This is a genomic window from Streptomyces novaecaesareae (genome assembly GCF_000716875.1).
GTDB lineage: Bacteria > Actinomycetota > Actinomycetes > Streptomycetales > Streptomycetaceae > Kitasatospora > Kitasatospora novaecaesareae.
Map to the genome: position 1 here is coordinate 55468 of NZ_JNWQ01000027.1, position 23263 is coordinate 78730.

The 23263-nt window shown below is 74.0% G+C and carries 20 protein-coding genes; 2 read left to right on the top strand and 18 right to left on the bottom strand.

The window, feature by feature from the left end; translation table 11 throughout:
- The first annotated feature begins 110 nt into the window (after positions 1–110).
- Positions 111–1418, top strand: a complete 1308-nt coding sequence (locus OP86_RS12830) for an MFS transporter (RefSeq protein ID WP_051830028.1) — start codon at positions 111–113, stop codon at positions 1416–1418.
- Between the two features lie 9 nt (positions 1419–1427).
- On the opposite strand, the gene OP86_RS12835 is transcribed toward OP86_RS12830, so the two are convergent.
- The 17 genes from OP86_RS12835 to OP86_RS12920 form a co-directional block, all read right to left on the bottom strand.
- The gene (locus tag OP86_RS12835) at positions 1428–1967 is read right to left on the bottom strand and encodes an SMI1/KNR4 family protein (RefSeq protein WP_030061605.1); all 540 of its coding nucleotides are present in this window, start codon (positions 1965–1967) and stop codon (positions 1428–1430) included.
- Between the two features lie 41 nt (positions 1968–2008).
- Positions 2009–2866: an enoyl-CoA-hydratase DpgD gene (gene dpgD, locus OP86_RS12840; RefSeq protein WP_078588885.1), complete on the bottom strand. Its 858-nt coding sequence runs from the start codon at positions 2864–2866 to the stop codon at positions 2009–2011.
- Positions 2867–2880: 14 nt separating this feature from the next.
- On the bottom strand, positions 2881–4260 hold the full coding sequence (gene dpgC, locus OP86_RS12845; protein WP_078588863.1) for a (3,5-dihydroxyphenyl)acetyl-CoA 1,2-dioxygenase DpgC: 1380 nt from the start codon (positions 4258–4260) through the stop codon (positions 2881–2883).
- Positions 4257–4967, bottom strand: a complete 711-nt coding sequence (gene dpgB / locus OP86_RS12850) for an enoyl-CoA-hydratase DpgB (protein WP_030061602.1) — start codon at positions 4965–4967, stop codon at positions 4257–4259. The genes dpgC and dpgB overlap by 4 nt, the downstream gene beginning before the upstream one ends.
- 26 nt (positions 4968–4993) lie before the next feature.
- Positions 4994–6235: a 3,5-dihydroxyphenylacetyl-CoA synthase DpgA gene (gene dpgA, locus OP86_RS12855; protein ID WP_078588866.1), complete on the bottom strand. Its 1242-nt coding sequence runs from the start codon at positions 6233–6235 to the stop codon at positions 4994–4996.
- Positions 6236–6341: 106 nt separating this feature from the next.
- The gene (locus OP86_RS12860; protein ID WP_030061600.1) at positions 6342–7655 is read right to left on the bottom strand and encodes an aminotransferase class I/II-fold pyridoxal phosphate-dependent enzyme; all 1314 of its coding nucleotides are present in this window, start codon (positions 7653–7655) and stop codon (positions 6342–6344) included.
- Positions 7649–8593: an LLM class flavin-dependent oxidoreductase gene (locus OP86_RS35805; RefSeq protein ID WP_063832362.1), complete on the bottom strand. Its 945-nt coding sequence runs from the start codon at positions 8591–8593 to the stop codon at positions 7649–7651. Before OP86_RS35805 ends, OP86_RS12860 begins: the two co-directional genes overlap by 7 nt.
- Positions 8594–8630: 37 nt before the next feature.
- Positions 8631–9695 (bottom strand): methyltransferase, encoded by a 1065-nt coding sequence (locus tag OP86_RS12870; protein WP_078588868.1) that lies wholly within the window; start codon positions 9693–9695, stop codon positions 8631–8633.
- The gene (locus OP86_RS12875) at positions 9692–10873 is read right to left on the bottom strand and encodes a hypothetical protein (RefSeq protein WP_030061596.1); all 1182 of its coding nucleotides are present in this window, start codon (positions 10871–10873) and stop codon (positions 9692–9694) included. Before OP86_RS12875 ends, OP86_RS12870 begins: the two co-directional genes overlap by 4 nt.
- A 59-nt stretch (positions 10874–10932) precedes the next feature.
- Positions 10933–12255 carry a preATP grasp domain-containing protein gene (locus tag OP86_RS12880; protein WP_030061595.1) on the bottom strand — a complete coding sequence of 441 codons (1323 nt, stop codon included), beginning with the start codon at positions 12253–12255 and terminating at the stop codon, positions 10933–10935.
- A gap of 70 nt (positions 12256–12325) precedes the next feature.
- Positions 12326–13561, bottom strand: a complete 1236-nt coding sequence (locus OP86_RS12885; protein ID WP_030061594.1) for an ATP-grasp domain-containing protein — start codon at positions 13559–13561, stop codon at positions 12326–12328.
- 10 nt (positions 13562–13571) lie between these two features.
- A complete protein-coding gene (locus tag OP86_RS12890; protein WP_063832363.1) occupies positions 13572–15080 on the bottom strand; it encodes an FAD-binding oxidoreductase in 1509 nt (502 codons plus the stop codon).
- Entirely contained in the window at positions 15077–16072 is a 996-nt protein-coding gene (locus OP86_RS12895; RefSeq protein WP_030258055.1) for an AurF N-oxygenase family protein, read from the bottom strand. Before OP86_RS12895 ends, OP86_RS12890 begins: the two co-directional genes overlap by 4 nt.
- Before the next feature lie 48 nt (positions 16073–16120).
- Positions 16121–16813 (bottom strand): 2OG-Fe dioxygenase family protein, encoded by a 693-nt coding sequence (locus OP86_RS12900; protein ID WP_030258058.1) that lies wholly within the window; start codon positions 16811–16813, stop codon positions 16121–16123.
- A gap of 301 nt (positions 16814–17114) precedes the next feature.
- Positions 17115–17894: a maleylpyruvate isomerase family mycothiol-dependent enzyme gene (locus OP86_RS12910; protein ID WP_030061588.1), complete on the bottom strand. Its 780-nt coding sequence runs from the start codon at positions 17892–17894 to the stop codon at positions 17115–17117.
- Between the two features lie 51 nt (positions 17895–17945).
- Entirely contained in the window at positions 17946–19205 is a 1260-nt protein-coding gene (locus tag OP86_RS12915) for an MFS transporter (protein ID WP_030258065.1), read from the bottom strand.
- 199 nt (positions 19206–19404) lie between these two features.
- The gene (locus tag OP86_RS12920) at positions 19405–20787 is read right to left on the bottom strand and encodes a right-handed parallel beta-helix repeat-containing protein (RefSeq protein ID WP_234434961.1); all 1383 of its coding nucleotides are present in this window, start codon (positions 20785–20787) and stop codon (positions 19405–19407) included.
- A 94-nt stretch (positions 20788–20881) separates the two neighbouring features.
- On the opposite strand from OP86_RS12920, the gene OP86_RS12925 reads away from it, so the two are divergent.
- Positions 20882–22042, top strand: coding sequence for a Dyp-type peroxidase (locus OP86_RS12925; RefSeq protein ID WP_030061584.1), 1161 nt, complete (start codon positions 20882–20884; stop codon positions 22040–22042).
- A gap of 63 nt (positions 22043–22105) precedes the next feature.
- On the opposite strand, the gene OP86_RS12930 is transcribed toward OP86_RS12925, so the two are convergent.
- On the bottom strand, positions 22106–23263 hold a 1158-nt coding region (locus OP86_RS12930), incomplete at its 5' end, for a cytochrome P450 (RefSeq protein WP_033331754.1).

Genomic DNA, 23263 nt, shown 5'->3' on the forward strand with positions numbered 1-23263 from the left:
TCGCCCCACCGGCGCCCGCCCGACACGACGTGATCTCCCGATGTGCCGCCCCGCCGCGCGGCCGAAGACTGGTCCGCGCCCACGCCCGCTCTCGACAGAGGGAAAGTCACATGAAGGAACTGCTCGCCGACGTCACACCGCTGCGGCGGTCCCCAGCGTTCCGGAGACTGTTCGTCGGCCAGTGCCTGACCATGGTGGGCAGCCAGGTGACCCAGGTCGCGGTGCCCTGGCAGGTGTACTCGGCCTCGCACTCCTCCGTCGCGCTCGGACTTGTCGGCCTCGCCGCCCTGCTGCCGATCGTCGTCTTCGGCATCTACGGCGGGGCGATCGCCGACTCGATGGACCGGCGCCGGCTGATCCTGATCACCTCCACCGGCTCGGCGGCGGTGAGCGTGGCCCTGACCGTCCAGGCGTTCGCGCACGCCGACAGCCTCTGGGTCCTGTACGCCTGCGTCACCGTGCAGGCGGCGTTCTTCGCGATCGACCTCCCCACCCGGCGGGCACTGCTGCCCCGGCTGGTCGCACCCGAGGACCTGCCCGCCGCCAACGCCCTGCTGCTGCTGGTCTTCACCGTCGGCATCGTCGGCGGCCCGCTGGCGGCCAGCGCGGCCGTCTCGCTCGGCGGGTACGGCGCCGCGTACGCGGTGGACGTGGTGTGCTTCCTGCTCGCCATCACCTTCATCTTCGGGCTGCCGTCGGTGCTGCCCGAGGGCGGCGGTCGGCGCGCCGACCTGTCCTCGGTGGTCGAGGGCATCCGGTACCTCAAGTCCCGCCCGGTGCTGTGGATGTGCTACGTCCTGGACCTCAACTCGACGGTCTTCGCGATGCCCACGGCGCTGTTCCCGATCCTCGCGGTGGAGCGCTTCCACGGCGGCCCCGAACTGGCCGGGTACCTCTCGGCGGCGCTGGCCGCCGGGGCCTTCCTGGGCTCGATGTTCGGCGGCTGGATGCCGAAGGTCCGCCGGCTCGGCCGGGCCGCGCTGCTGGCCGTGTTCGCGTGGGGCGTCTCGCTCGGGGCGCTCGGGCTGGCCGGCTCGCTGTGGCTCGCCATGCTGCTGCTGGCGATCGCCGGCTACGCCGACACCGTGAGCGCGGTCGAGCGGTCCTCGATCCTGCAGCACGAGACGCCCGACGAACTGCGCGGCCGGACCTCCGGGGTGCTCACCGTGGTCGGCGCCGGCGGGCCCCGGCTCGGCGACGTCCGGGCGGGCCTGGTGTCGGCGGCCGTCGGGCCCGCGGTCGCGGCGGTGTCCGGCGGGGTGGCCTGCGTGATCGGGGCGCTGGCGCTGGCCAAGGCGGCGCCGGAGTTCACCCGCTACCGGATGGCCGATCCGAAGCCCGCCGAGCAGGGCACGGCCGTCGAGCAGGGCGCCGTCGTACAGGACTCCGCCCAGGAACCGGCGCTCGCCGACGACTGACCGGCTCTGCTACTCGGAGAGGTCGTAGTCGGGCTCCTCGACCAGGCCGGTGACGAAGGCCTCGAAGTTCTCCGCGATCAGGGTGATCGCGAAGCCGCCCTCCTGGTCGACGTGCACCACGGTCGGCTCGCCGTGCGGGCCGCAGGCGCGGTAGTCGAGGGCGAGCATCTCGTGGCCGGCCGCGGGGGTGTCGGCGAAGTAGACGCCGATGTCGGGGTACTCCCACAGGTCGATCCAGAACCGGCTGCCGAACTCGCCGCCGAGCGACTGCGAACGGGTCCGCCCGATGGCCCGCAGGCCGGTGATCTCGATGTGGTCCTCGGCCCAGGAGGTCGCCTCGGGCACGGGGAAGTGGGTCCGGGCCGGGGTGCCGCCGTTGTGGGCGGTCATCAGCGCGACGTAGGAGGCGGGCAGCCGGTAGCCGCCGAGCTCCTCCTCCAGCGAGGCGATCGACTCCGGGGTGGGCGGGGCCTGCTCGACGTACTCCTCCAGCGCGTACGGCGAGTCGTTCCAGAACCCGGCGACGTCGAAGCCCTCGAAGTGTCCCACTGCGCCCTCCCGCACCTGGTCGTCAGGCGATTGTACGGGCGTCACTCCGCGGGGCGGCGGCCGCCGGGGGCCTGGCTGTCGGTGGCCGGGTCGTCGGTGGCCGGGGCGTCGGCGAGCGGCAGGCCGGTCCAGCGGGGCTCGCGCTTCTCGGCGAAGGCGCGCGGCCCCTCGACGGCGTCCCGGCTGCGGCGGCGCCGGTCCTCCCAGGCGAAGCGGGTGCCGAATGCCTCCGCGAGCGGCATGTCCAGCGAGGCCATGGCCGCCTCCTTGATCGCGTAGAGCGACAGCGGCGCGCCGCGCAGCACGTCCCGCACCCAGGCCTCGGTCCGGGCGTCGAGCTCCCCGGCCGGCGCGACCTCGTTCACCAGGCCGAAGCGCAGCGCGGTGGCGGCGTCCATCCGGCGGCCGGTCAGCAGGTGGCCCATGGCGGCCTTCAGCGGCAGTTGGCGCACCAGCCGGAAGACGCCGCCCGCGCCCGGCATCAGGCCCAGGCCCGCCTCCGGCAGCGCGAAGACGGCGCGGTCGGAGGCGATCACCAGGTCGCAGGCGAGGGCGAGTTCGAACCCGCCGCCGAGCGCGTAGCCGTCCACCCGGGCGATCACCGGCTTGACCAGGCCGAAGCGCTCGGTCAGGCGCGGGTAGCCCGGCAGGCCGCGGCTGCCGAAGGAGGTGCGCGGCGTGCCGTCGGCGTCGAGCCGGGCACGCTCGCGCAGGTCCTGGCCGACCGAGAAGGCCCGGTCGCCCGCGCCGGTCAGCACGGCCACCCGGATCCGGTCGTCGGCCTGGACGTCGTCCCACACCTCGGCCAGCTCGGCGTGGGTGCGCAGGTCCATCGCGTTGAGGACCTCCGGCCGGTCGATGGTGACCCGGGCGACATGCCCGTCCTTTGCGTAGCGCACGCGCGGGCGCCCGGTCACGGTGCCGCCGTCCCCGGGCCCGCCTCCGGGGTGGACCGCGCCGTGAAGCGGCCGACCTTCGCCAGGACGTCCTCGCCGAACAGCCGCAGCGCCTGCTGGAGGGCGAACTCGGCCAGGTAGTGGCGGAACGCGTCCGGCGGCTCCTCCGCCAGGTTGAGCATCCGCCGGTTGGTCAGCACCGCCGGGCCGCGCAGCGCCCGCAGGGCCCGCTCGACGGCCGCGTCCACCCCGGCGGGCTCGACCACCTCGTCGGCGAGCAACCGGGCGTCCGGCTCGGCGGCCCGGATCCGGCGGCCGCCGAGCACCAGCGAGCGGGACTGCCGGGCGCCCATCGCCCGGCCGAGCCGGAAGTTGGCCGCGCCCGGCACGATGCCCTCCTGGGCGGCGGGCACGCTGAAGAACGCGTCGGCGGCGGCGATCACGTGGTCGAAGACCAGCAGCAGCTGCGCCCCGCCGCCGATCGCGAAGGTGTCCACGGCGGCGACCCACGGCTTCTCCACCGTCCGCCGGTCCCAGCGCGGGAGGGCGTCCGGGCCGTCGTCGGGGAGGACCCCGCGGATCAGCTTGTGGATGTAGCCGAGTTCGCGGCGCAACAGGAAGTCGACCAGCGGGATGCCGCCGCCGTGCAGGGCCTTGAGGTTGATGCCCGCGCTGAACACCCGCCGGCCCGCGTACCGGGGGTGGCTCATGACGCCGCCGCGCAGCAGGCCGACCTCGGTCTGCGGGTCGAGCAGGGCGAGGTCGACGGCGGTCTCCATGTCCTCGACCTGGCGCGGGTCCTCGGCGTTGAGGCAGTCCTCCCGCACCATGGTGAGCCGGGCGGCGCCGTCGGAGCGCTCGATCCGGACGGAGCCGAGGTCCGCGCGGCCGGTGGCGGTGAACTCCGGGAGCAGGGCCAGGGCGCGCTCGGTCGGGCGCAGCATCGCGTCCAGCAGGTGGGGGCCGGCCGTGGGCGAGGCCAGGACGTGCCGGAAGAACAGGCCCTGGTCGATCTCCCGGCCCTCCTTCTCGGCCTGAGGCAGGGCGTGTTCGGCGGCGAGGGCCTCGGCGCCGGGCACCAGCCCGGGGAACGCGAGGGCGGCTGCGGCGGCGAGTTCGGCGATCCGCAGCTGTGCGGTGCGGCCGGCGGTCAGCTCGTCGTGGACGGCGTCGACGTGGGCCGTCAGGAAGGCGTGGCGCAGCGCGCGGGCCTCGTCGTGGGCCTCGGCCGCGGCGGCGCGTTCGGCGGGGGAGCGGCGGCCGGGCGGGGGCAGGACGGCGAGGCGGGCCTCGCAGCGTTCGGCGGCGAGGGTCAACGCCTTGCGGGCGGAGGGGAGTTCGCCCCGGACGGCGGCGAGGTCGCGCCGGGCGTCGGCGAGGCCGGTTGCGCCGGTCACGCAGTTCCCCCGTGGGCGGTCCGGCGCAGCACCCGGTCGCAGGCGGCCAGGTGCACGCCGAGCGCCTCCTCGAAGGTGGTGGTGCCCGCGTCGAACATCAGCTGGCGCCGGATGGCGAGTTCGGCCCCGCAGAGTGCCCCGGCAGCTGCCCCGGCCGGTGCGCCGAGCCGCTCCAGGGCGGCCGACAGCGCGCCGGGCACGTCGTCGGAGACCTCGTCGACCAGTTGCACCGACCGGGCCCGGAAGGCGTCGATCGGCTCGCCGAACAGCAGCGCCCGGCGGACGGTGGCGACGCCCGCGCTCTGGCGCGCGAGCCGGTAGAGGGCCATGCCCGGCCAGGTGCCGCTCGCGCCGCCGGTGGTCACCGGCACGACCAGCCGGGCGGTGCTGGTGGCGATCCGGTAGTCGGCGGCGAGCAGGGCGTCCAGGGCGGCGCCGCCGCAGTCGCCGTCCGCCACGGCCACGGTGAGGGCGGGCAGCCGTTCCAGCAGCCGCAGTCCGCGCTCCCACTTGCTCACCAGGCCGACCGTCAGACCGTCCGTCCAGCCGGGGCCCGGCGCGCCCGCGACGCGCAGCACCAGCCGGGCGCAGGGGTTGTGCTGGACCCGGTCGCAGGCCTGCGCCACGGCGCCCACCGAGGCCGCCGACAGCGGCTGCGTACCGTCGACCGCGAGGGTCACGACGTCCGTTCCGGCCTTGTCGTCCATCTCCGTTGCCCTTCCCGTTGCGTCGGTCACCACTGCACCAGCGCCGTCTCGATCGTCGAGCCCGGGCCCATCGTCATCAGCACGCCGTACTCCCCGGGTCGGACGACCCGTTCGCGCAGCAGCCGCTCGTACGAGAACAGGAAGGAGCCGCTGGAGAGGTTGCCGTAGTCCCGCAGGACGCCCGTGGTGTGGCGGACGTCGTGCCGGGTGAGGCCGAGGTTGAGCCGGACGGCGTCGATGACCTTCTTGCCGCCGGAGTGGACCAGCCACTGGGCGATGTCGCCGCGCCGCAGTCCCGCGCCGGACAGCAGGCCGTCCACGACCCGTTCGGCGTTGGCGCCGACCACGTACGGGATCTCCGGGTCGAGGAAGAAGCTGAACCGCAGCTGTTCGTCGTCCCAGTCGTAGCGCATCGCGCCCAGGGCGTCGGTGATGATGTGACTGGCGAAGGAGAGGATCCGGGGGCCGGGCGACGCCCCGGCCGGCTCCGTCCCCGGCCCCGCCGCAGGCTCGGTCGCTCGGGCGGTCTCCGCGCCCGCGACCACGGCGATCGCCGCCGCGCCGTCGCCGAACAGGCTGTTCACGACGGCGGTGCGCATGGTGTCGTCGAAGGCGTACGCGGCCGAGCAGGCCTCGGCGCAGACCATCACGGCGACCTGCCCGGGGTGGGCGGCGGACCAGGCGGAGACCGCGTTGAGGGCGTTGAGGCCGGCGTTGCAGCCCATGCCGACGACGTCCATCCGGTGGCAGTCCGGGGCGATCCCGAGCTCGCGGATCAGCAGGGCGGTCAGGCCGGGGGTGAGGTAGCCGGTGGTGGTCACGCAGCACAGGTAGTCGATGTCGGCGAGGCCGAGTCCGGCGTCGGCGAGGCAGCCGAGCAGGGCCCGCGAGCCCATGTCGACGGCCAGCCGGCGGTGCTTGGCGAGCAGTTCGCCCTGGGACTCGGGCAGGCAGCGGCCGTCCTCGTCCCGGGGCGGGATGGTCAGGTGGCGGCGTTCGATGGCGCTGTTCAGGAAGACCGAGCGGACCTTGGGGTCCTCGATCCGGAAGATGTCGAGCAGTTCGTGCTGGGTGTACGAGTCGGCGGTCACCGCCGTGCCGACCCCGGCGATGCGCGGCGCGGCCGGGTCGGCTGCGGAGCCGGTGTCCGGTCGGCGGGCCCCGGCCAGGACGGAGGGCCGGCTGTGGCGGCGGACGGGGGCGGCGGGGGCCGGGAGGGCCGTGGGATCCGCCGTGTCGGCGGGGGCATCGACGGTGCTGAGGGTCATCGGGCGGTCCATCCCCACCGGCGGCGGGTGCCGCGCGGTGTACGGGGGCTGCGGGTACGGGCTGTACGGGCGATGCGGGCGATGCGGGCGGCGCGGGGTGTCGGGGTCAACGGGGTGGCCTTCCTCCACCGGACGCCTCCGCCTCCGCCTCGACGAAGCGCGCCAGGCGCGCGATCCCCTCGGCGATGTCGTGTTCGGTGAGGTAGCTGGTGGACAGGCGGATGCCGTGGGTTCCGCCGCCGTGCGGGTGGAAGTAGGACAGCGGCGTCCAGATCACGCCGAACTGCCGGGCCGAGCGGGTCAGTGCCGCGTTGTCCGCGGCGAAGGGCACGTCCAGGGCCAGGAAGAACCCGCCCTCGGGCCGCGTCCAGCGCACCCCGAGGGCGTCGCGGCGCTCGGGCGGGAAGCACGCGTCCAGGCGGCGCAGGGTGGCCCGCAGGGTGTCGCCGTAGTACGCCGAGGTCTTGGTGTTGAGCTCCGCGGTACGGCCGTCGGCGGCGAGCAGCATCCCGGCGACCACGGCCTGGCTGAGCGGGGAGGTGTTCACCGTGACCATGCTCTTGATCTTGGTGAGTTCGGCGGCCAGCAGCCCGGTGCGCCCGGCCCGGTCGGCCACCGGCTGGTCGGTGACGGCGTAGCCGACCCGGGCGCCGGGGAACAGCGTCTTGGCGTAGGAGCCGAGGTGGACCACCCGCCGGTCGCGGTCCAGTGCCTTGAGGGTGGGGATCCGCGGCCCCGGGCTGACCATCCGGTACGGGCTGTCCTCCAGGATCAGCAGGTCCAACTCCTCGGCCAGGTCGAGCAGTTCGTGCCGGGTGGCGAGCGGCATGGTGGTGCCGCGCGGGTTGGCGTGGTCCGGGATCACGTAGCAGGCCCGGGGCCGGTGCCCCCGGGCCCGCTCGGCGCGCACCGCCGCCCGCAGGTCGTCGCAGTGGAAGCCGCCCTCGCGCTCGCGGACGGGCGCGGTCTCGACGCCGAGCACCCGAGCGGCCCCGGCGACGCCGACGTAGCAGGGGTCGGCCACCAGTAGGACGTCCTCCGGCCGGGCGTGCAGCGCGCGCACCGCGAGCAGCATCGCCTCCTGGCAGCCGACGGTGACCACCACGGCCTCCGGCGGGACGTCGATCCCCTCGTCCTTGCGCAGCGAGTCGGCGATCAGCTCCCGGATCCGCCCGGCGGTCGGGCCGTACTGGAACAGCGCGTCGCGCACCTGCCCGGGGGAGGAGCCGGTCTCCTCCAGGTGGCGCAGGTAGCGGCGCAGGTGGGTGAAGACCTGCTCGACGTCGAAGAAGCCGTCGTACGGCCGCCCGGGGGCGAAGGAGATCGCCTGCGGGTAGCGGGTGGTGATCTCGTTGAGGAAGTTCATCGTGTCCAGGAGCGGGTCCGACACGCTGGCGTGCAGGTCGTCGGTGGTCAACACGGCTGTGGCCTCCCGGAGTCGGCCGACGGCGCGGCGGCGATCCGCTCAAGTTCGGCGGCGATCCGCGCGAGTTCGGCGGCGATCTTCTCCAGTACGGCGGTGGACCCGGCGTACGGGTGCTGCGCCCGGGGCCAGTTGACCACCAGGTCGGTGAACCCGAGCTCGGCGAAGCGGCCCGCCGCGTCCTCGAAGGCCGCCGGGGAGTCGAGGACGCCGCCGACCGTCGCGCCGGTGTGCAGCAGCCGGCCCAATGTCGCCGGATCGCGCCCGGCCTCGGCGCAGGCCTCGTCGAGCGCGGCCTGCTGCCGGGCGAGCAGCGGCAGCGCCTCGCGGTACGGGAGCGCGTCGAACCGGCCCGGGGTGCCGTTGGTGATCCAGATGTCGGCGTACTCGGCGGTCAGCCGCAGCGCGCGCCGGCCTCCGGCGGCCACCGCGAGCGGGACGCGGGGCCGCCGGACGCACCCGGGGCGCATCCGGGCGCCGTGCGCGCCGTAGTACCGGCCGGTGTGCTCGGTGACGGGCCGGCGCAGCAGCAGGTCGGTGAGGTGGAGGAACTCCGCGAGGCGGTCGGCCCGTTCGGCCGGGGGCCGTTCCCGGCCGGTGAGCACCGTCCCGTCGTGGCCGCCCGCGCCCGCGCCGATCCCGCAGAGCATCCGGCCGCCGGAGATGTCGTCGATCGTCATGACCTCCTTGGCGAACGGGACGGGGTGGCGGAACTCCGGGGTGGCGACCAGCGTGCCCAGCCCGATCCGCGAGGTGACGGCGGCCGCGGCGGCCAGGGTCGGCAGGCAGCCGAACCAGCGCTCGTCGCGCAGCCACCGCCAGCTCAGGTGGTCGTGGGTCCAGGCGTGGTCGAAGCCGAACTCCTCGGCCCGGAGCCACAGTTCGCGGGCCCGGGGCCAGCGGTGCTCGGGGAGGATCACGATGCCGAAGCGCACGGCCGTCCCTTCGCCGAGGGGCTCCCGGACGACCGGCTCACGGCCGGACGCCGGTGACGAGCCCGTGCTCGTACGGGAGGTCCGGGACGGTGCCGACGTCCACGAACCCGGCCTCGGCGAGCCAGCGTTCGTAGTCGGCCGCCGGGTAGGACATCCCCTGGCCGGTGGCCAGCACGTTGAGGTAGAGCGAGAGCCGGGCGCCGTAGAGGCCGCGCTGCTCCTCCTGCGCCGCGTGGTACCCGTACACCGCGACCTTCCCGCCGGGCGGCAGGGCATCGAAGGCCTTGGTCAGCAGGGCCAGGATCTGGTAGGCGTCGAAGACCTCCAGGCAGTGGCTGAACAGCACGCACTGCGCGTCGCGCGGGAACGGGTCGAGGAAGATGTCGCCGGGGTGCAGCGCGACCCGGTCGGCGAGCGGGGCGGCCATCCGGCGGGTGCCGATCTCGGCGACGCTCGGCATGTCGAAGACGGTGAACCGCACGCCGGGGTGGGCGGCGGCCAGCGCCTTGGCGGTGGTGCCGTCGCCGCCGCCGACGTCCAGCACGTGGTCGACGCCGGCCAGGTCCAGGTGGTCGACGATCCCGCTCATCGACCGCAGGGTGAACGCCGTCATCGAGCGGTGCAGCACGTCCTGCAGCTCGGGGCGGTGCTCCAGCCGCTGGTAGAGGGTGGGTTCGGTGCCGGGGTAGGCGGCGAGTGCGGTGTTCTCGCCGGTGCGCAGCGCCTCGGTGAGGTGGGCGAAGGCCGGGTAGTAGATCCGCTGCCAGCCGAGCAGGATGTCCTGCCAGCCGTCCTCGCCGTCGCCCGCGAAGAAGTCCTCGGCGACCGGGGTGTTCCGGTACGCGCCGCCGTCGTGCCGGATCAGCTCGGTGGCGCACAGTGCGAACAGCAGCACGCGCAGCTGGTGCGCGGGCAGGCCGAGGGCGGCGCGGATCTCCTCGAAGGAGGACTCGGGGTGCTGCGACAGGTGGTCGAAGACGCCCAGCTCGGCGCCGGCCACCACGGCGTTGAACAGGGCGGGGCCGTTGGCGATCAGGTGGAAGCGCTCCAGGACGCGGTCGTGGTCGTAGGCGTCCTTGGCGGACATGGCGGTGTCACTCATCCGAGGTAGTCCTCCGGTCCGCCGTCGCGCACGGTGTCCAGGGTGAAGCAGTGGAACCCGCCGCCGAACAGCCGGCGGTGGCGGTGCACCACCGGGACGACGGTGAACCGGGCCCGCTCCAGGGTGCGGATCAGCTCCGGGCAGGCGGCGTTGACCAGGACGGTCTCCTCGTCCACCGAGAGCACGTTGAGGTCGATGTACTTGCTGGTGAGGATGAGGTCGTCGTCCTCGTACTGCGGGAAGTTGTTGACCTCCGGCACCGGCGGGACGATCAGGTCCCAGGTGCGCAGCGGCTCGGGCAGCAGCTCGGCGACCTTCTCGGAGCGCACCAGCAGCGTGCCCGGGCGCAGTGCGAGCACCATGCTGTCGATGTGGCTGTCGCTGAGCCGGTGCACCCGGTGGAAGCGGAACCGGCCCTCGAAGTGGCGCTCCAGCCAGTCGACGGCGAGGGCGTGGTTGGCGGTGGAGATGTTGACGACGACGTCGCGGCCGAGCCGCAGGCACTGCGCGCCGTCGAACATCATCTCGAAGCCGACGTCGTACGGGGAGGGCTGCGGGTCGCGGACCGGCTCGGTCGGGCCGCCGACCGAGCTGTCGGCGTAGGACGGGTCGAAGGAGGCGTCCGTCATCAGCGGGCGCGGCATGACCGTCCAGCGGGCACCGGAGGCGAAGTACTCGGCGAAGACCGGGGTGAGCAGCTGGGTCTCGAAGTAGCGGGAGCGGATCATCGGCGGCGTCTCGACGATCTCGTCACCGAGGACCAGGGTGTTGTCCCGCAGGTTGAGCGGCGGTACGACGGCGGCCGACCAGGCGGGGGTGCGCACCTCGACGGTGGCCTTGTCCAGCGGGAGCGGGCGCAGCACCTTCACGCCGAGCGAGCGGAGGGTGGCGGCGATGCCCTCGATGTCCTCGGTGAGCTCGTCGACGTAGCGCTGCTTGATCGGGGACTGGCCGGTCCGACTGCCCGGGCCGGTACGGCCGTTCGGCCCGCTGCCGTTCGCTTCGCTGCCGGAGCCGGGGGTGGTCAGCCGGGGGTAGTACCACTCGGAGCGGACCAGGTTGTCGTGGTGGAAGAGGTCGAAGGAGAGCTCCCGCTCGTGCGAGGTGTAGTTCTCGGCGGAGCCGACGACCACCTCGCGCAGCCTCGACCACTCGTCGTAACTGTTCAGCAGTGCCATGGTTGACCCTTCGTCGGATTCGGCAGCGCGGGCGCGGGCGCTGGCGTGCGGACGTGCGGTCAGGCGAACAGGGACTCGACCCGTTCGCGGACCACCTCGGCGGCCTCGAAGTCCTCGGCGATCACGCAGAACCGCACGGTGCCGTCGGCGTGGCTGAACGCCTTCACCAGGACGACGCCGGTGCGCGTGGCCCGGTCGTAGGCCAGGCCGGCCCCGGCGAGCTTCTCGGCGGCGGCCGTGAAGGAGGGCACCGGCCACTTGCAGTACTCCACCAGCACCCGGCTGTCGGCGTAGTCCGGTCCGACCAGCTGCCGGCCGATGACGGTGTAGATGTGGGTGGAGCCGGTGATCCGCCCGTTGTACTCGGTGAACATCACCTCGCCGGTGCCGGTCACGATGGCGTCGGCGCAGAACTGGCCGCGGAAGCCCATCATCCGCAGCGCCTCGCACAACCGGCCGCCGGCGGCGACCAGTTCGGGCAGCGCGCGGGGCGGCAGCCCGGGGGAGGGGATCACCTGGGCGTTGGCGACCGGGGCGGAGAGCATCTCGCCGTGCTCGGAGAACACCGGGCCGTCGTCGGTGATGACGAACTCCACGAAGATGCCCCGGCTGTCGGGGACGTAGCGTTCGACCACGGCCGGGTAGCGGCTGCCGTTGGTGGCCCACTCCCACCGCTCGTCCAGGTAGGCCCGGATCGCGGCGCGGTCGGGGAGGACGAGCACCCGTTCGGCGCCGACCGGGCGGTAGCCGTCGACCGGGCTGACGATCTCGTTGCCCAGACCGCCGCAGGAGTAGTCGCGCTTGACCATCACCGGGTAGCCCTTGGCGAAGAGCCGGGCGATGACCTCCTCGGCGTCGACCTTGCTGGTGCACACCCCGCCCTCGGGCAGCGGCACCCCGGAGCCGGCCGCGACCGCGCGGAAGACCGCCTTGCTGTTGAGCAGCATCCCGCCGCCCTGGCCGACGAACGCGTGGCCGGGGACGGCCTCCAGGAAGCCGAGCGCGCGGCCCAGTTCGACCACCGAGGCCTCCGGCGTCAGCGGGATCACGTCCTCGACCGGCCGGTCGGCGATCGCCTTGGCGAGCTCGTCGCGGAACTCCCGGTTCGCCAGCCGGTCGGCGGTGAGCAGGTCGGTGCCCACCACGCCGGGCGGCGGCACCAGCACCTGGAAGGAGGAGCGCGGGGTGCCGGTGAGGGCGGTGATGTAGTCGACCAGCTCCTGCTCGGGCTCCTGCGGCAGGACGACGATGTCGTCCGGCCGGGCGAACCAGATGAGCAGCTGGGCGGAGGCGGCGGCCGTCTTCAGGTGCGCCTGCGGCAGCAGCGCCGGGTCGCCGGCGAGTTCGTCGGTGAAGCAGTTGCCGATCAGCAGCCGGGGCATGGCGGTTCCCTTTCGGAGGGGCGGGCTTGCGGGAGGCTTCTGCGGGGGGAGGAGCGCGGGGAGAGGGGGCCTACCGGCGGACGTAGACGCCCTGGGCCTCGTACGCCCGGATCCGGGCGCGGTCGCGGTCGACCGTCGCGAGCGACTGCGCGGCGAGGTAGACGTAGCCCGGGACGGTGGCCAGGTCGACGGTCTGCGGCACCGCCTGCCCGGGGGAGAGCGGCGCACTCAGCTCCACGAAGGACTCCAGCGCGCGGTAGCGCTCCTGCCAGGCGTCCGAACCGGCCACCCCGGCCCGGTGGTTGGACAGGTAGACCTGCCGCAGCTGGTGCGACCAGCGCAGGTCCTCGTCCGGGAAGGCCTTGAAGGCCTCCGGGTCGGTCAGGGCCAGCGCGTACAGGTGGACGTGCGAGGTGCCGAGGTACTTCTCGTGCACCCAGGGGTGGATGGAGCCCATCAGCCGCGCGCCGGTCTCGATCAGCACCGGCCCGGCCGGGGTGAGCATCACCTCGCTGTGCGCCGCGCCGTGCGCGATGCCGAGCGCCGTGACGGCCTCCTTGGTGTACGCCACCACCTGCTCGCCGCGCGGGTCGGAGCGCGACACCGGCTCGTGGTAGTCGTACACCGGAGAGCCGTGCGGGCCCTTGTTCTTGGTGCACTTGAGGATCTCGGCGACCTTGTGCACGCCGTCCCGGGAGACGGTGTTGACGATGTACTCGTCGCCCTCCAGGTAGTCCTGGACGAGCACCGCCCGGTTGGCGGCGCCGATGAAGTTCGGCCGGCCGAGGACGTCCGCGGCGGCCTCGCGGACCTCCGCTGCGGTGCCGCAGACCCGCACGCCGTCGGTCGCGGCGCTGGCCAGCGGCTTGACCACGACGGTCGTGCCGCCGTTCGCGGTGAACCAGGCCGCGGCCTCCTCCTCGTCGGAGGCGAGCGTGCCGGACGGCGCTGCCAGCCCGGCCGTGCGCAGCAGTTCCGCCATCCGCGCCTTGTCCCGGCGGGCGGGTGCGGTGCGCACGTCGTTGCCGGGCAGGCCGAGCCGGTGGCCCAGGGTGTCCGCGAGGAGCACCCCGGACTCGCCGCCCGGGATCACCTGGTCCACTCCCAGTCGGCGCAGGGCCGCGACCGCCTCGTCCTCCGGCAGGTGGCCGAGGTCGACGGCGTAGGCGTCCGGGTCGAAGCCGCGGGTGTAGGACTCGCGGAAGACCGGCTGGCTGCGCAGGTGGACGCAGTCCACCGCGTGCTCGGCGAGCTGTCGGACCAGGAGCCGGGAGGTCGAGAAGCCGTCCACTACCGCGATGCGCATGCGAGGCTCCTCATTCGGGGGTGTCCTGGCCGGGACGGATGCTCCGGTCGGGGCGGATGCTCCGGTCAGGGTGGATGCTCCGGTCGGGGCGGATGTTCCGGCCAGGGTGGATGCTCCGGTCGGGGCGGATGTTCTGGTTGTGGTGCAGGGCGTTGCCCGGGTCGTACGCCTCCTTGACGGCGGCCAGCCGCCGGTAGCGCGCGTCCCCGTAGACCTCCCGCACCCGGTCGTCGCGCTCGTCCACCAGGTAGTTGACGTACGCCCCGGTGTGGCTCCACGGGTCGAGCCGTTCGACGGAGTGCCTGGTCCAGGCGATGTGCTCCGCGTCCTCCTCCGGCCGGCTCCACTGCGCGGAGACGGTGTGGATGAACGGCGCGTCCCGGCCGGGGAAGGCGCTGTCCTCGTCGGGGACGTCGGCGATCGCGCCGCGCAGGTACTCGAAGTTGATCGAGGAGAGCGGGGAGGGCATCGCGGCGAGCGAGTCGACCATCTCGGCGGTGGCGGGCGCAGGGATGTCGGACAGGTAGCGGGTCTTGGTGTAGTAGCGGTTGCCGTCCGGGCGTTCGTGGTCGCCGCCGCTCTGCAGCTGCCGGTACCCGATCGGGCCGCCGGTCGCGGCGGCCGGCGGCAGGGCGGCGAACAGCGGATCGGAGGCGGCCTCGGCCCGCTCGGGCGCGCCGAACCACACCGCCGTCAGGTAGAGCGCGGGGCGACCGCGCAGCCGCTCGGGCAGCCAGGTCTCGTAACCCCCGTACTGGCCCGCGACCTTGAGCGCGCCGGCCACGTGCAGATCCGCCGACAGCTCGCCCGCGAACGCCCGGTACTGCGCCAACGCCGCTTGCGCGTCGGCGAGTTCGTACACCCCGGTACGGCGGTGCACCGGGACGGCCGACCGCAGCCGCAGCGTGAACCGGGTGACGACGCCGAAGTTCCCGCCGCCGCCGCGCAGCGCCCACAGCAGCTCGTGGTGGTCCCGCTCGGTCGCCTCGACCACCGAGCCGTCCGCCAGGACCACCTGGGCGGCCAGCACGTGGTCGCAGGTCAGGCCCCACCGGCGGCTCAGCCAGCCGTACCCGCCGCCGAGGGCGAGCCCGGCCAGGCCGGTGCGCGAGATGATCCCGGTCGGGCAGACCAGCCCGTGCGGCACGGTCGCCGCGTCCAGGTCGCCGAGCAGGCAGCCGCCCTGCGCCCGCGCCGTCCGGGCCGCCGGGTCCACCTCGATCCCGCGCAGCGGCGACAGGTCGATCATCACGGTGCCGTCGGCCACCGCCGTCCCCGCCACGTTGTGCCCGCCGCCGCGCACCGTCACCTCGTACCCGGCCCCGGCGGCGAAGCGCAGCGCCCGGCGGACGTCCGCCACGCTGCGGCAGCGGACGATGTGGGCCGGCCGGCGGTCGTGCATGCCGTTCCAGACCCGGCGGGCCTGCTCGTAGCCGGGGTCGCCCGGGCGCAGCCAGGTCCCGTCCAGGACGGGCACGGTGCGGCGACTCGTGAAGGTCCGGGCGGAGTCGGCGGTCATCGCAGTGTCACCCCGCCCCAGTCGAAGTCGATCTCGTCCAGTGCCCCCAGCTCGCCGCAGAGCGCGTACAGCGCGCTGTAGTCCTGGACGAGCATGGTGCGCCCCTGGTCCTGCTCGACGTCGCGCATCATCTGCTCGCCGCCCGCCACCCCGGCCAGGCGGACCACCCGGCGCCAGGTGGTGAAGTCGTTGGCGCCGAACGCCCGCATGCCGTCGCTCACGGCGTCCAGGAAGTACGCCCGGCGCTCGGCGTCCAGGCCGGAGCAGACCTCCTTGGCGACCTCCTTGGAGATCGAGGAGTGGCAGTACTCGTCGCGGTTGTGCATCGTCGCGGTGGCCCGGTTGACCGGCTGGACGTCCGGGTCCTCGGCGATCAGGTTGAGGTAGGCGTTGATGGACAGCTCCGAGACCGTGGTGAACGCCAGCGTGGTCAGCTCCCGCTGCCACCGGTGGTCGGCCCCGGCCAGCCGCTCGGCGTGCCGGCGGGCCTTCATCGCCACCGGCAGCTCGCTCTCCGGCAGGTGCCAGCCGCGTCGACGCCGGGTCACCGCACTGGCGTTGAGGTGCATCAGGGTGTGGTACTGCTCGTCCACCATGGCCTGGGTCGCGGCCAGGACGGAGGTCTCGGACAGGCCGGTGCCGAAGGCGTCCCGGGTGATCAGTTCGAAGCCCGGGTTCACCACCCGCTGCTCGTTGTCCATCACGTTCTTGTTGAACGCGACCCAGGCCCAGGCGAGCAGCCGGGCCCGCTGCCCGCCGTCGAGGGCGAGGTAGGCGGGGTGGTCGTGGAACGGGAGCAGGTGCTCCGGGTAGTCCGGGCGGTCGGGCTCGAACAGGTCGTCCAGGTCCGGCTCGGCCCGTTTCACCGAGGCCCGCCGGGCCCAGTTGCCGGCCAGCCGGGCGATGACGGCGTTCTCGACTGGGTCGTCCGGGTCGTGCTCCGGCAGGTGCGGGGCCGGTACCGGGGACGAGTGCGCGGGGTGGTGGGCCATGGCGTGCGTCCTCTCGGGAAGCTGTCCTGCGGCGGACCGAAGCAGGCCCTAGCACCAGGTGCCGGTCAGCACGGCCTTCTCGTACGCCTCCCCGTAACGCCGGTCGGGCCAGGCGTTGTAGGCGAGCAGGAAGATGTCGCGGTGCCCCTCCTCGCCGCGCGGCGCGGCGATGTCGGTGGCGTAGTGCCGCATCTTCCGGTCGTCCAGTACGACGGCCTGCCCTGGCTGGAGGACCGTCCGCACGAAGGGCTCGTCGCTGTCCATCGGCATCAACTGGGTCTCGCCGCCGGTGATGTTGACCCGGTCGATGACCGCGATCACGCTGAAGGTGTGCCCGTCCTGGTGCGGCCCCTCCGGCACCGACACGCCACGGGTGCTGTCGTCCGAGACGATCCGCCACTGGTGCACGTCGACCTGCCAGTCGGTGGCGGTGTCCAGCGGGACCTCCTCCGCGCCCGCCCGCACCAGTGCGCCGGGGTCGATCCGCAGCGGGTCGAAGTCGCGCAGCTGCCCGCCCGTCACGCCGTTGAACTTCGTCGCCTGGCAGTACGGGCGGTGCGGCAGCAGCTCCAACTGCCAGCCGGCGGTGGCGGAGTGGGCGATCCGGTACTGGGAGAACCGGCGGTGGCGGAACTTGCCGTCGCAGTACCGGTCCACGGGCAGGGTCGGAAACTCGCGGAGGACGGACTCGTCGAGTTCCGGGACGGGGAAGAACTGGAAGTGCCGTTCGTCGAGCGCCATGCGGAAGCCAGCCGTTCTGTGGGTGTCAGACGACGAGAGGGAGACCACGTGGGAGGGCAGGAGGTACCGGTCCCGGGCCTTCCGGCGCGGCCGGAGCGTCGCTCCTGCGATGACCATCGTCATTCGGCACGACCGCGGCGTTCAAGGGATCCGGGCGTCCGGAACCGGCATGACGTGATCCGGACAGGTCGGATACGACGGTTCTCGGGCCGCGAACGGCGAACGGGGAACGCGAAGGGGGCGGAACCGTTCGGTTCCGCCCCCGTTCGATCGCTAGCGATCATGGTCGATCAGGGTCGACTCACTCCGGCACCCACTCCACCAGCCGGTCCAGGACCCGCCGGTCGCCGTCCAGCTTCAGGGAATCCAAGGGGGCCCGCCCGTACATGGTCATCACCAGCTCGTCGGCCGTGCCGCGGGCCGAGAGGTCGGCCGCCTCCGGAGCCTCGCCTTCCGCGGGCAGGAGGATTGGCCGCGCGCCCTGGGCGTCGAACCGCAGGCGCCAGGAACGGCCCCCGGCGATGTGGTAGTCCAGGACGGCCGGCTCGTGCGGCCACGGGGACGTGGTCGCGTTGCAGGTGTGCAGGAAGTCCTCGACCCCGTCGATCGCCACCGCGTCCGGCAGCGGCTGCGGGGCTCCCAGGGTGAGCTGCGCGTCGTAGGTGTGCACCGAGATCTCCAGCAACTGGTGCCGGGCGACGGCGCCGGAGGTCTGCGGCGACAGCGACTTGCCCCACCACGTCCAGCAGCCGCGATCCGGCCCGGCCTCCCGCAGCGCGTCCAGCATCAGCCGCGTCGACTCGGCCGACCAGGCGAGCAGTTCCTCCCGGTCCCGCGGCGCGGCCGGGCCGCGCCCCGGCTCGAATCCGGCCGGCGGAGCGTCGGCGGGCCCGGCGGCGACGGTGGCGGCCCAGCGCCGGCGGCTCTGACCCATGTGCTGCGCCAGGTCGAACAGCGTCCAGTCGGGGCAGGAGGGCACCTGCACGTCCAGGCTGGGTGCGGCGGCGATGGCAGCACGGAAGACGGTCGACCGCTCGTCGATCAGCCGCAGGTGGTCAGCGAAGTCAAGATTCTTTTGCACCCCGGTTGTCTATCACTCGACCTCGCCGCCCGGACACCGATATATCGGCGGCTACTCGTTCTCGGCGGCCGGGGCCGGGGACTCCATGGCGGTCATCCGAGGGAGCAGGAGCAGCACGGCGACCAGCAGGGCGAGGAGCAGGCCGCCGCCGAGGAGGAGGGGGGCGCGGATGCTGCTGACGGAGGCGATCCAGCCGCTGAGGGCCGCGCCGGTCATGATGCCGAGGCGGGTCAGCAGCATGTAGCAGCTGTTGACCCGGCCGAGGAGTTCCTTCGGGACGGCCTGCTGGCGCAGCGAGATCGCCTGGATGTTCCAGGTCACGATGCCGAAGCCGATCACGCCGTACAGCGCGGCGACCTCGAACACCGAGGTGCTGAACGCCATCAGGATCAGCGAGGCGCCCATCAGCAGGAAGGAGAGGGCGATCCGGGTGCCGCGGCCGAGCAGGCCGCTGAGCCGGCCGGCCAGGGTGCTCGCGGCGGTGCCGCCGATCGCGCCGGCGGCGAGGACGAGGCCGTAGGAGGCGGCGGGGGCGTGGATGACCCTGGTGACCATCAGGACCATCATGGTGGTGCCCATGAAGCAGGTCAGCGCGCCGAGGGTGGAGAGGGCGGCGAGCATCCGCACCTCGCGGTGGCGGGCCAGCCAGTTGACGCCCTCGCGGATCTCGGTGAGGACGGGCCGGCCGGCCTGGGCGCGGGCGGCGGTGGAGCGGCCGGTCGCGGCGACCAGGGCGGCGGCGACCGCGAAGGAGATGCCGTCCAGGGTGAAGGGGTAGCCGGCGGCGACGGCGAACAGCGCGGAGCCGAGCAGCGGGCCGATCAGGTTGCCGCCGACCAGCATGTTGGCCTGCATCCGGCCGTTGGCGGCGTCGAGTTGGTCGGGGCGGACGAGTTCCGGGACGGCCGAGGTGGCGGCGTTGGAGAAGACCGTCTCGCCGCAGCCGAGCAGGAAGGCCAGTGCGGCGAGCGCGATCAGCGGCGGGTCGGCGAGGAACACCCAGGCGGCGAAGCCGAGGACGACGGCGGCGCGCAGGGCGTCGATGGTCCACATCAGCCGGCGGCGGTCGGACCGGTCGGCGAGCACGCCGCCGTAGAGCGACATCACCAGGAAGGGCAGCGACGCCGCGACGGAGACCACCGAGACCGCGCTGGGCGAGTCCGAGACCGCCACCGCGAGCAGCGGCAGGGCCGAGTCCCGCATGCCGTCGCCGACCGAGGAGATCGCCGAGGCCGACCACAGCAGGGTGAATTTCCGGCCCAGTCGCGGACGGCTTTTGGGTGGCTTCTCGGCCAGGTCTGCTGCGGTCACCGGGGCAGTATGTCATGTCCGCGGAGGACGGTCCTGGCGGATTCCGAAGTGCCCGGGCTGTCCCGAACTGCCCGTGTCGGCAAGGAAGTCCGGGTCGCCCTGGCCTGTCCGTACTGTCCTGCGGGTTTGCGAACTCTTGAGGGGCCTCCGGGCTGTCCGAGCCCCGAGGCGCCCCTGTCGAGCGTGGTCACACCCCCCGTCAGGGTTTCGGGACGCCGTCGGCGCTGGTGGGGAGCGGGTAGGCGTCGGGGTCGACCGGGCCGGGGAGGTCGGTGGCCGGGCGGGCCGGGGCGGTCGGGTCCGGCAGGGACGGCTGGGCGGGTGGGGCGGGCACCTGGCTGAAAGGGATGCCGGGCGGCGCCTGGACCGGGCTGGTCCGGCCCGCGGGCACCGGGCCGCGGCCCTGGACTCCGCAGCCCGCCAGGGCTTCCAGGTTCTCCGGGCTCTGGACGGCGGGCTGGTTGCCGGTGAAGCAGTTGCCCGGGTCGACGGAGGCCAGGGCGAGGTCGGTGCCGTTGCCGGTGGCGCGGTTGCCCTCGACGCGGTTGCCGCTCGCCGGGTGGCCGGGCGGGTCGGTGACGACGATGCCGACCGCGCGGTTGCCCTGGACGAGGTTGCGCTGCACCCGGTTGGCCGTGCCGCCGCCGATGCCGATGCCGATGCCGTAGCCGCCGTCGGCCTGTTCGGGGGTGTCGGCGGCGTTGTTGTCGGTGACGACGTTGCCCGCGATGACCGCGCCGTGCTGCGGGGCGAGGGCTTCGAGGTCGTTGGAGTTGACGGTGACGCCGACGCGGTTGCCGGTGACGCGGTTGCCGACGACGGTCAGTCCGTCGGAGGCGTTGGTGAGTTCGATGCCGACGGCGTTGCGCTCGACGGTGTTGCCGCGCACCAGGGTGTCGCAGGGCTTGCACTGGCCGACGTAGATGCCGGAGTCGGCCTGGCCGGAGGCGTACGAGCCCTCGATGACGCCGCCGCGCGCGTCGAAGGCGTAGATGCCGTACAGGCCGTTGTCGTAGGCGGTGACGCTGCTCGCGCGGAAGCCCTGGACGACGGGGAAGCGGGCGGTGTCCAGCGGGTCGTAGGCGGAGCCGCCGGCGCCGCGCTGCTGCAGCTTCTCGTCGGTGACGCCGGTGAACAGGACGCCGTTGGCCAGGTAGCCGTGGACGGTGAGGTTCTCGACGACCGACCCGGGGCCGGTGACGGTGACGCCGTTGACGAGGCGCACGCCGCCGTCGAGGACCACGGTGTTGCGGTCGGTGCCGCGCAGCACGATCCGGGGCCTGGTGATGCGGACGCTCTCGCGGTAGGTGCCCGGGTCGACCAGCACGGTGTCGCCTTCGCGGGCGACGTCCACGGCCTGCTGGATGGTCGGGAAGTGCTGCGGGACTCGAACGACCGTGCCTTCGGGGTGCTTTGCGTCGGACGAGGTCGAACCGGTCGACGAACAGCCGGAGAGGGCGGGGGAGAAGGCGAGGGCGGCGGCGGTGAGCAGGGCGGGGACGAAGCGTCGGAGCGCGGACCCGCCGCGTGACGGTTCGACGGGAGAGGGTGTGGCGGGAGACGGACATTGACGTGTGGTCAAAAGTTGCATAATGCGTGTTCTATCGTCTCCAATGTCGCCCATGCATGCCGAAACCGGAAAGGCACAGGACCGGCCACGAACCGTCGGACGCGGCGTGGACCGAAGGGCCCTGCTCACGGGCGGGGCGGTGCTGGCCGCCGGGGTCGGCGCGGGCGTCGGCGCCGGGGTCGCGGCCCTGGCCCGCGGGGGAGACGGTGCGCGGCCCGCGGCGCCGCCGCCCGAGCCGGCCGTCCCCTTCCACGGCGAGCGGCAGTCCGGGGTGACGGCCCCGCAGCAGCCGGCCACCCAGCTGCTCGCCTTCGACCTGGCGCCCGCCGCGACATCGGACGGCCGAGCCGCCCTGCGGGGCCTGCTCGGGGAGGTGACCCGGGTGCTCGCCGAGGCGGCCGGCGGGGCGCCGGCGGACCAGCGGCTGCGGGGCGGGGAGCCGGCCCGGCTCGGCAGCCTGGTGGGCGTGGGGCCGGGGCTCGCCGCCCGGCTGGGGCTGAACGTCCCGGCGCCGGTCCTGACGGAGCTGCCCGCCTTCCCCGGGGACCGGCTCGACCCGGCGCGCGGCGGCGGCGACCTGCTGGTGCAGCTGTGCGCGGCGGACCGGTGGCCGCTGTCCGTCGTCGCCGAGCAGCTGGGCGCGGCGGCCACGGCGGCGGGGGCGTCCGTACGGTGGACGCAGTCCGGCTTCCTGCCCCGGACGGCCGGCGGCGCGACGCCCAGGAACCTGTTCGGGTTCAAGGACGGTACGGCGAACCCGGACGAGGACGCCGCCCGGCAGTGGGTCTGGGGCCCGCCGGGGCCGTACGAGCACGGCACGGTGCTGGTCTACCGGCGGATCCGGATGGACACCGGCGCCTTCGCCGCCCTCCCCGCGGACCGGCAGGACCTGGCGATGGGCCGCCGGGCGGGCGACGGCGCGCCGCTGACCGGCACGGCGGAGCACGACGAGCCGGACATCTACGCCAAGAACCCGGACGGCTCCTACGTCATCCCCGCCACCGCGCACGTCCGGCTCTCCAGCCCCCGCCTGGACGGCGGCGCCCGGATGCTGCGGCGCGGCTACAGCTACGACGACGGGCCGGGCGACCGGGGCCTGCTGTTCTGCGCCTTCGTGCGGGACCCGGCCCAGTTCACCCGGGTGCAGACCCGGCTGGCGGCGCGGGACGCGCTGAACCCGTTCCTGGAGCACACGGCGTCGGCGGTGGTGTACGTCCTGCCGGGGGCGCCGCAGGGGCGGGTGCTGGGGGAGGGGTTGTTCGGTTAGGAGGCTCCGAGCCGTGCCGCCGTTGCCTGCGGCGGTACCGCCCGGAGCTCGGTGGCCCGGCGGTCACCAGCCGACGGGGATCCGGGCCGGGCTCCGGGTGGTGCCGCCGAGCTGCCAGGCGAGGTCCGCGACCGGGGTGGTGAGCCGCAGGCCGGGGAGGGCGGTGGCGAGGCGGTGGAGGGACTCGCGCATTTCGAGCCGGACGCGCCAGGCCCCGATGCAGTAGTGCGGCCCGGCGCTGAAGGCGAGGGTGGGGGCGGCGAGCGGGAGGTCGAGGGCGGCGTCGAGGCCTTCGGGGTAGACGGCGGGGTCGCGGTTGGCGCTGCCGAGGCTGATGGCGACGACGGCGTCGGCCGGGATGGTGGTGCCGCCGAGTTCGACGGGCGCGGTGGCGCGGCGGATGGTGGCCTCGTCGTCGCCGAGCGGGATGAAGTGCAGCAGCCGTTCGGCGGTGCGTTCGGCGGTGTCCGGGTCGGCGAGGCGGGGCCAGTGGTCGGCGCGTTCGCCGAGGAGGTAGACGAGGGCGTTGCCGAGGGCGCCGGCGACGCTCTCGTTGCCGCTGGCGGTGAGCCCGGCGGTGAGGTAGACGAGTGACTCCTCGGGGATGCCGCCGTCCTGGTCGGCGGCCCGGACGAGCCGGCTGACCAGGTCGTCGCCGGGTTCGCGGCGGCGGCGCTGGATCAACTCGGTGGTGAACGCGCCGTATTCGGCGAGGGCTTCGGCGTGGTCGGCGGCGGTGGCGTTCCCCGCCCCGTCCTGGCCCTCGCCGTCGCCCTGGGCGAGCAGGGCGAGGGTCCAGCGCTGCAGCCGGGCCTCGTCCAGGCTGTCCGGCCCGTCGCCGTCGAGCCCCATCAGCCGGGTGGTGACGGCGAAGGGCACCGGCCGGGCGAAGGCGGTGACCAGGTCGGCGGGCGGTCCGGCGGTGACCAGCGCGTCCACGGCCTGCTGGACGGCGGCCGCGACCCAGGGCTGCCAGCCGGCGATGGCGCGCGGGGTGAAGGCCCGTTGGACGGTGCCGCGCAGCCGGCGGTGGGCGGGGCCGTCCTGGTTGAACAGGGACGCCGGGTTGGCGGCGACGTCGGCGGTGGCGCCGGCGGTGCCGACGTCGTGCAGGTCGGCCCGGGTGATCCGGGGGTCGCCGAGGGCCTGCCGGACGTCGTGGTAGCGGGTGACCAGCCAGGCGGGGGTGCCGTCGGGGAGGGTGGTCGGGTGGGGTGGCCG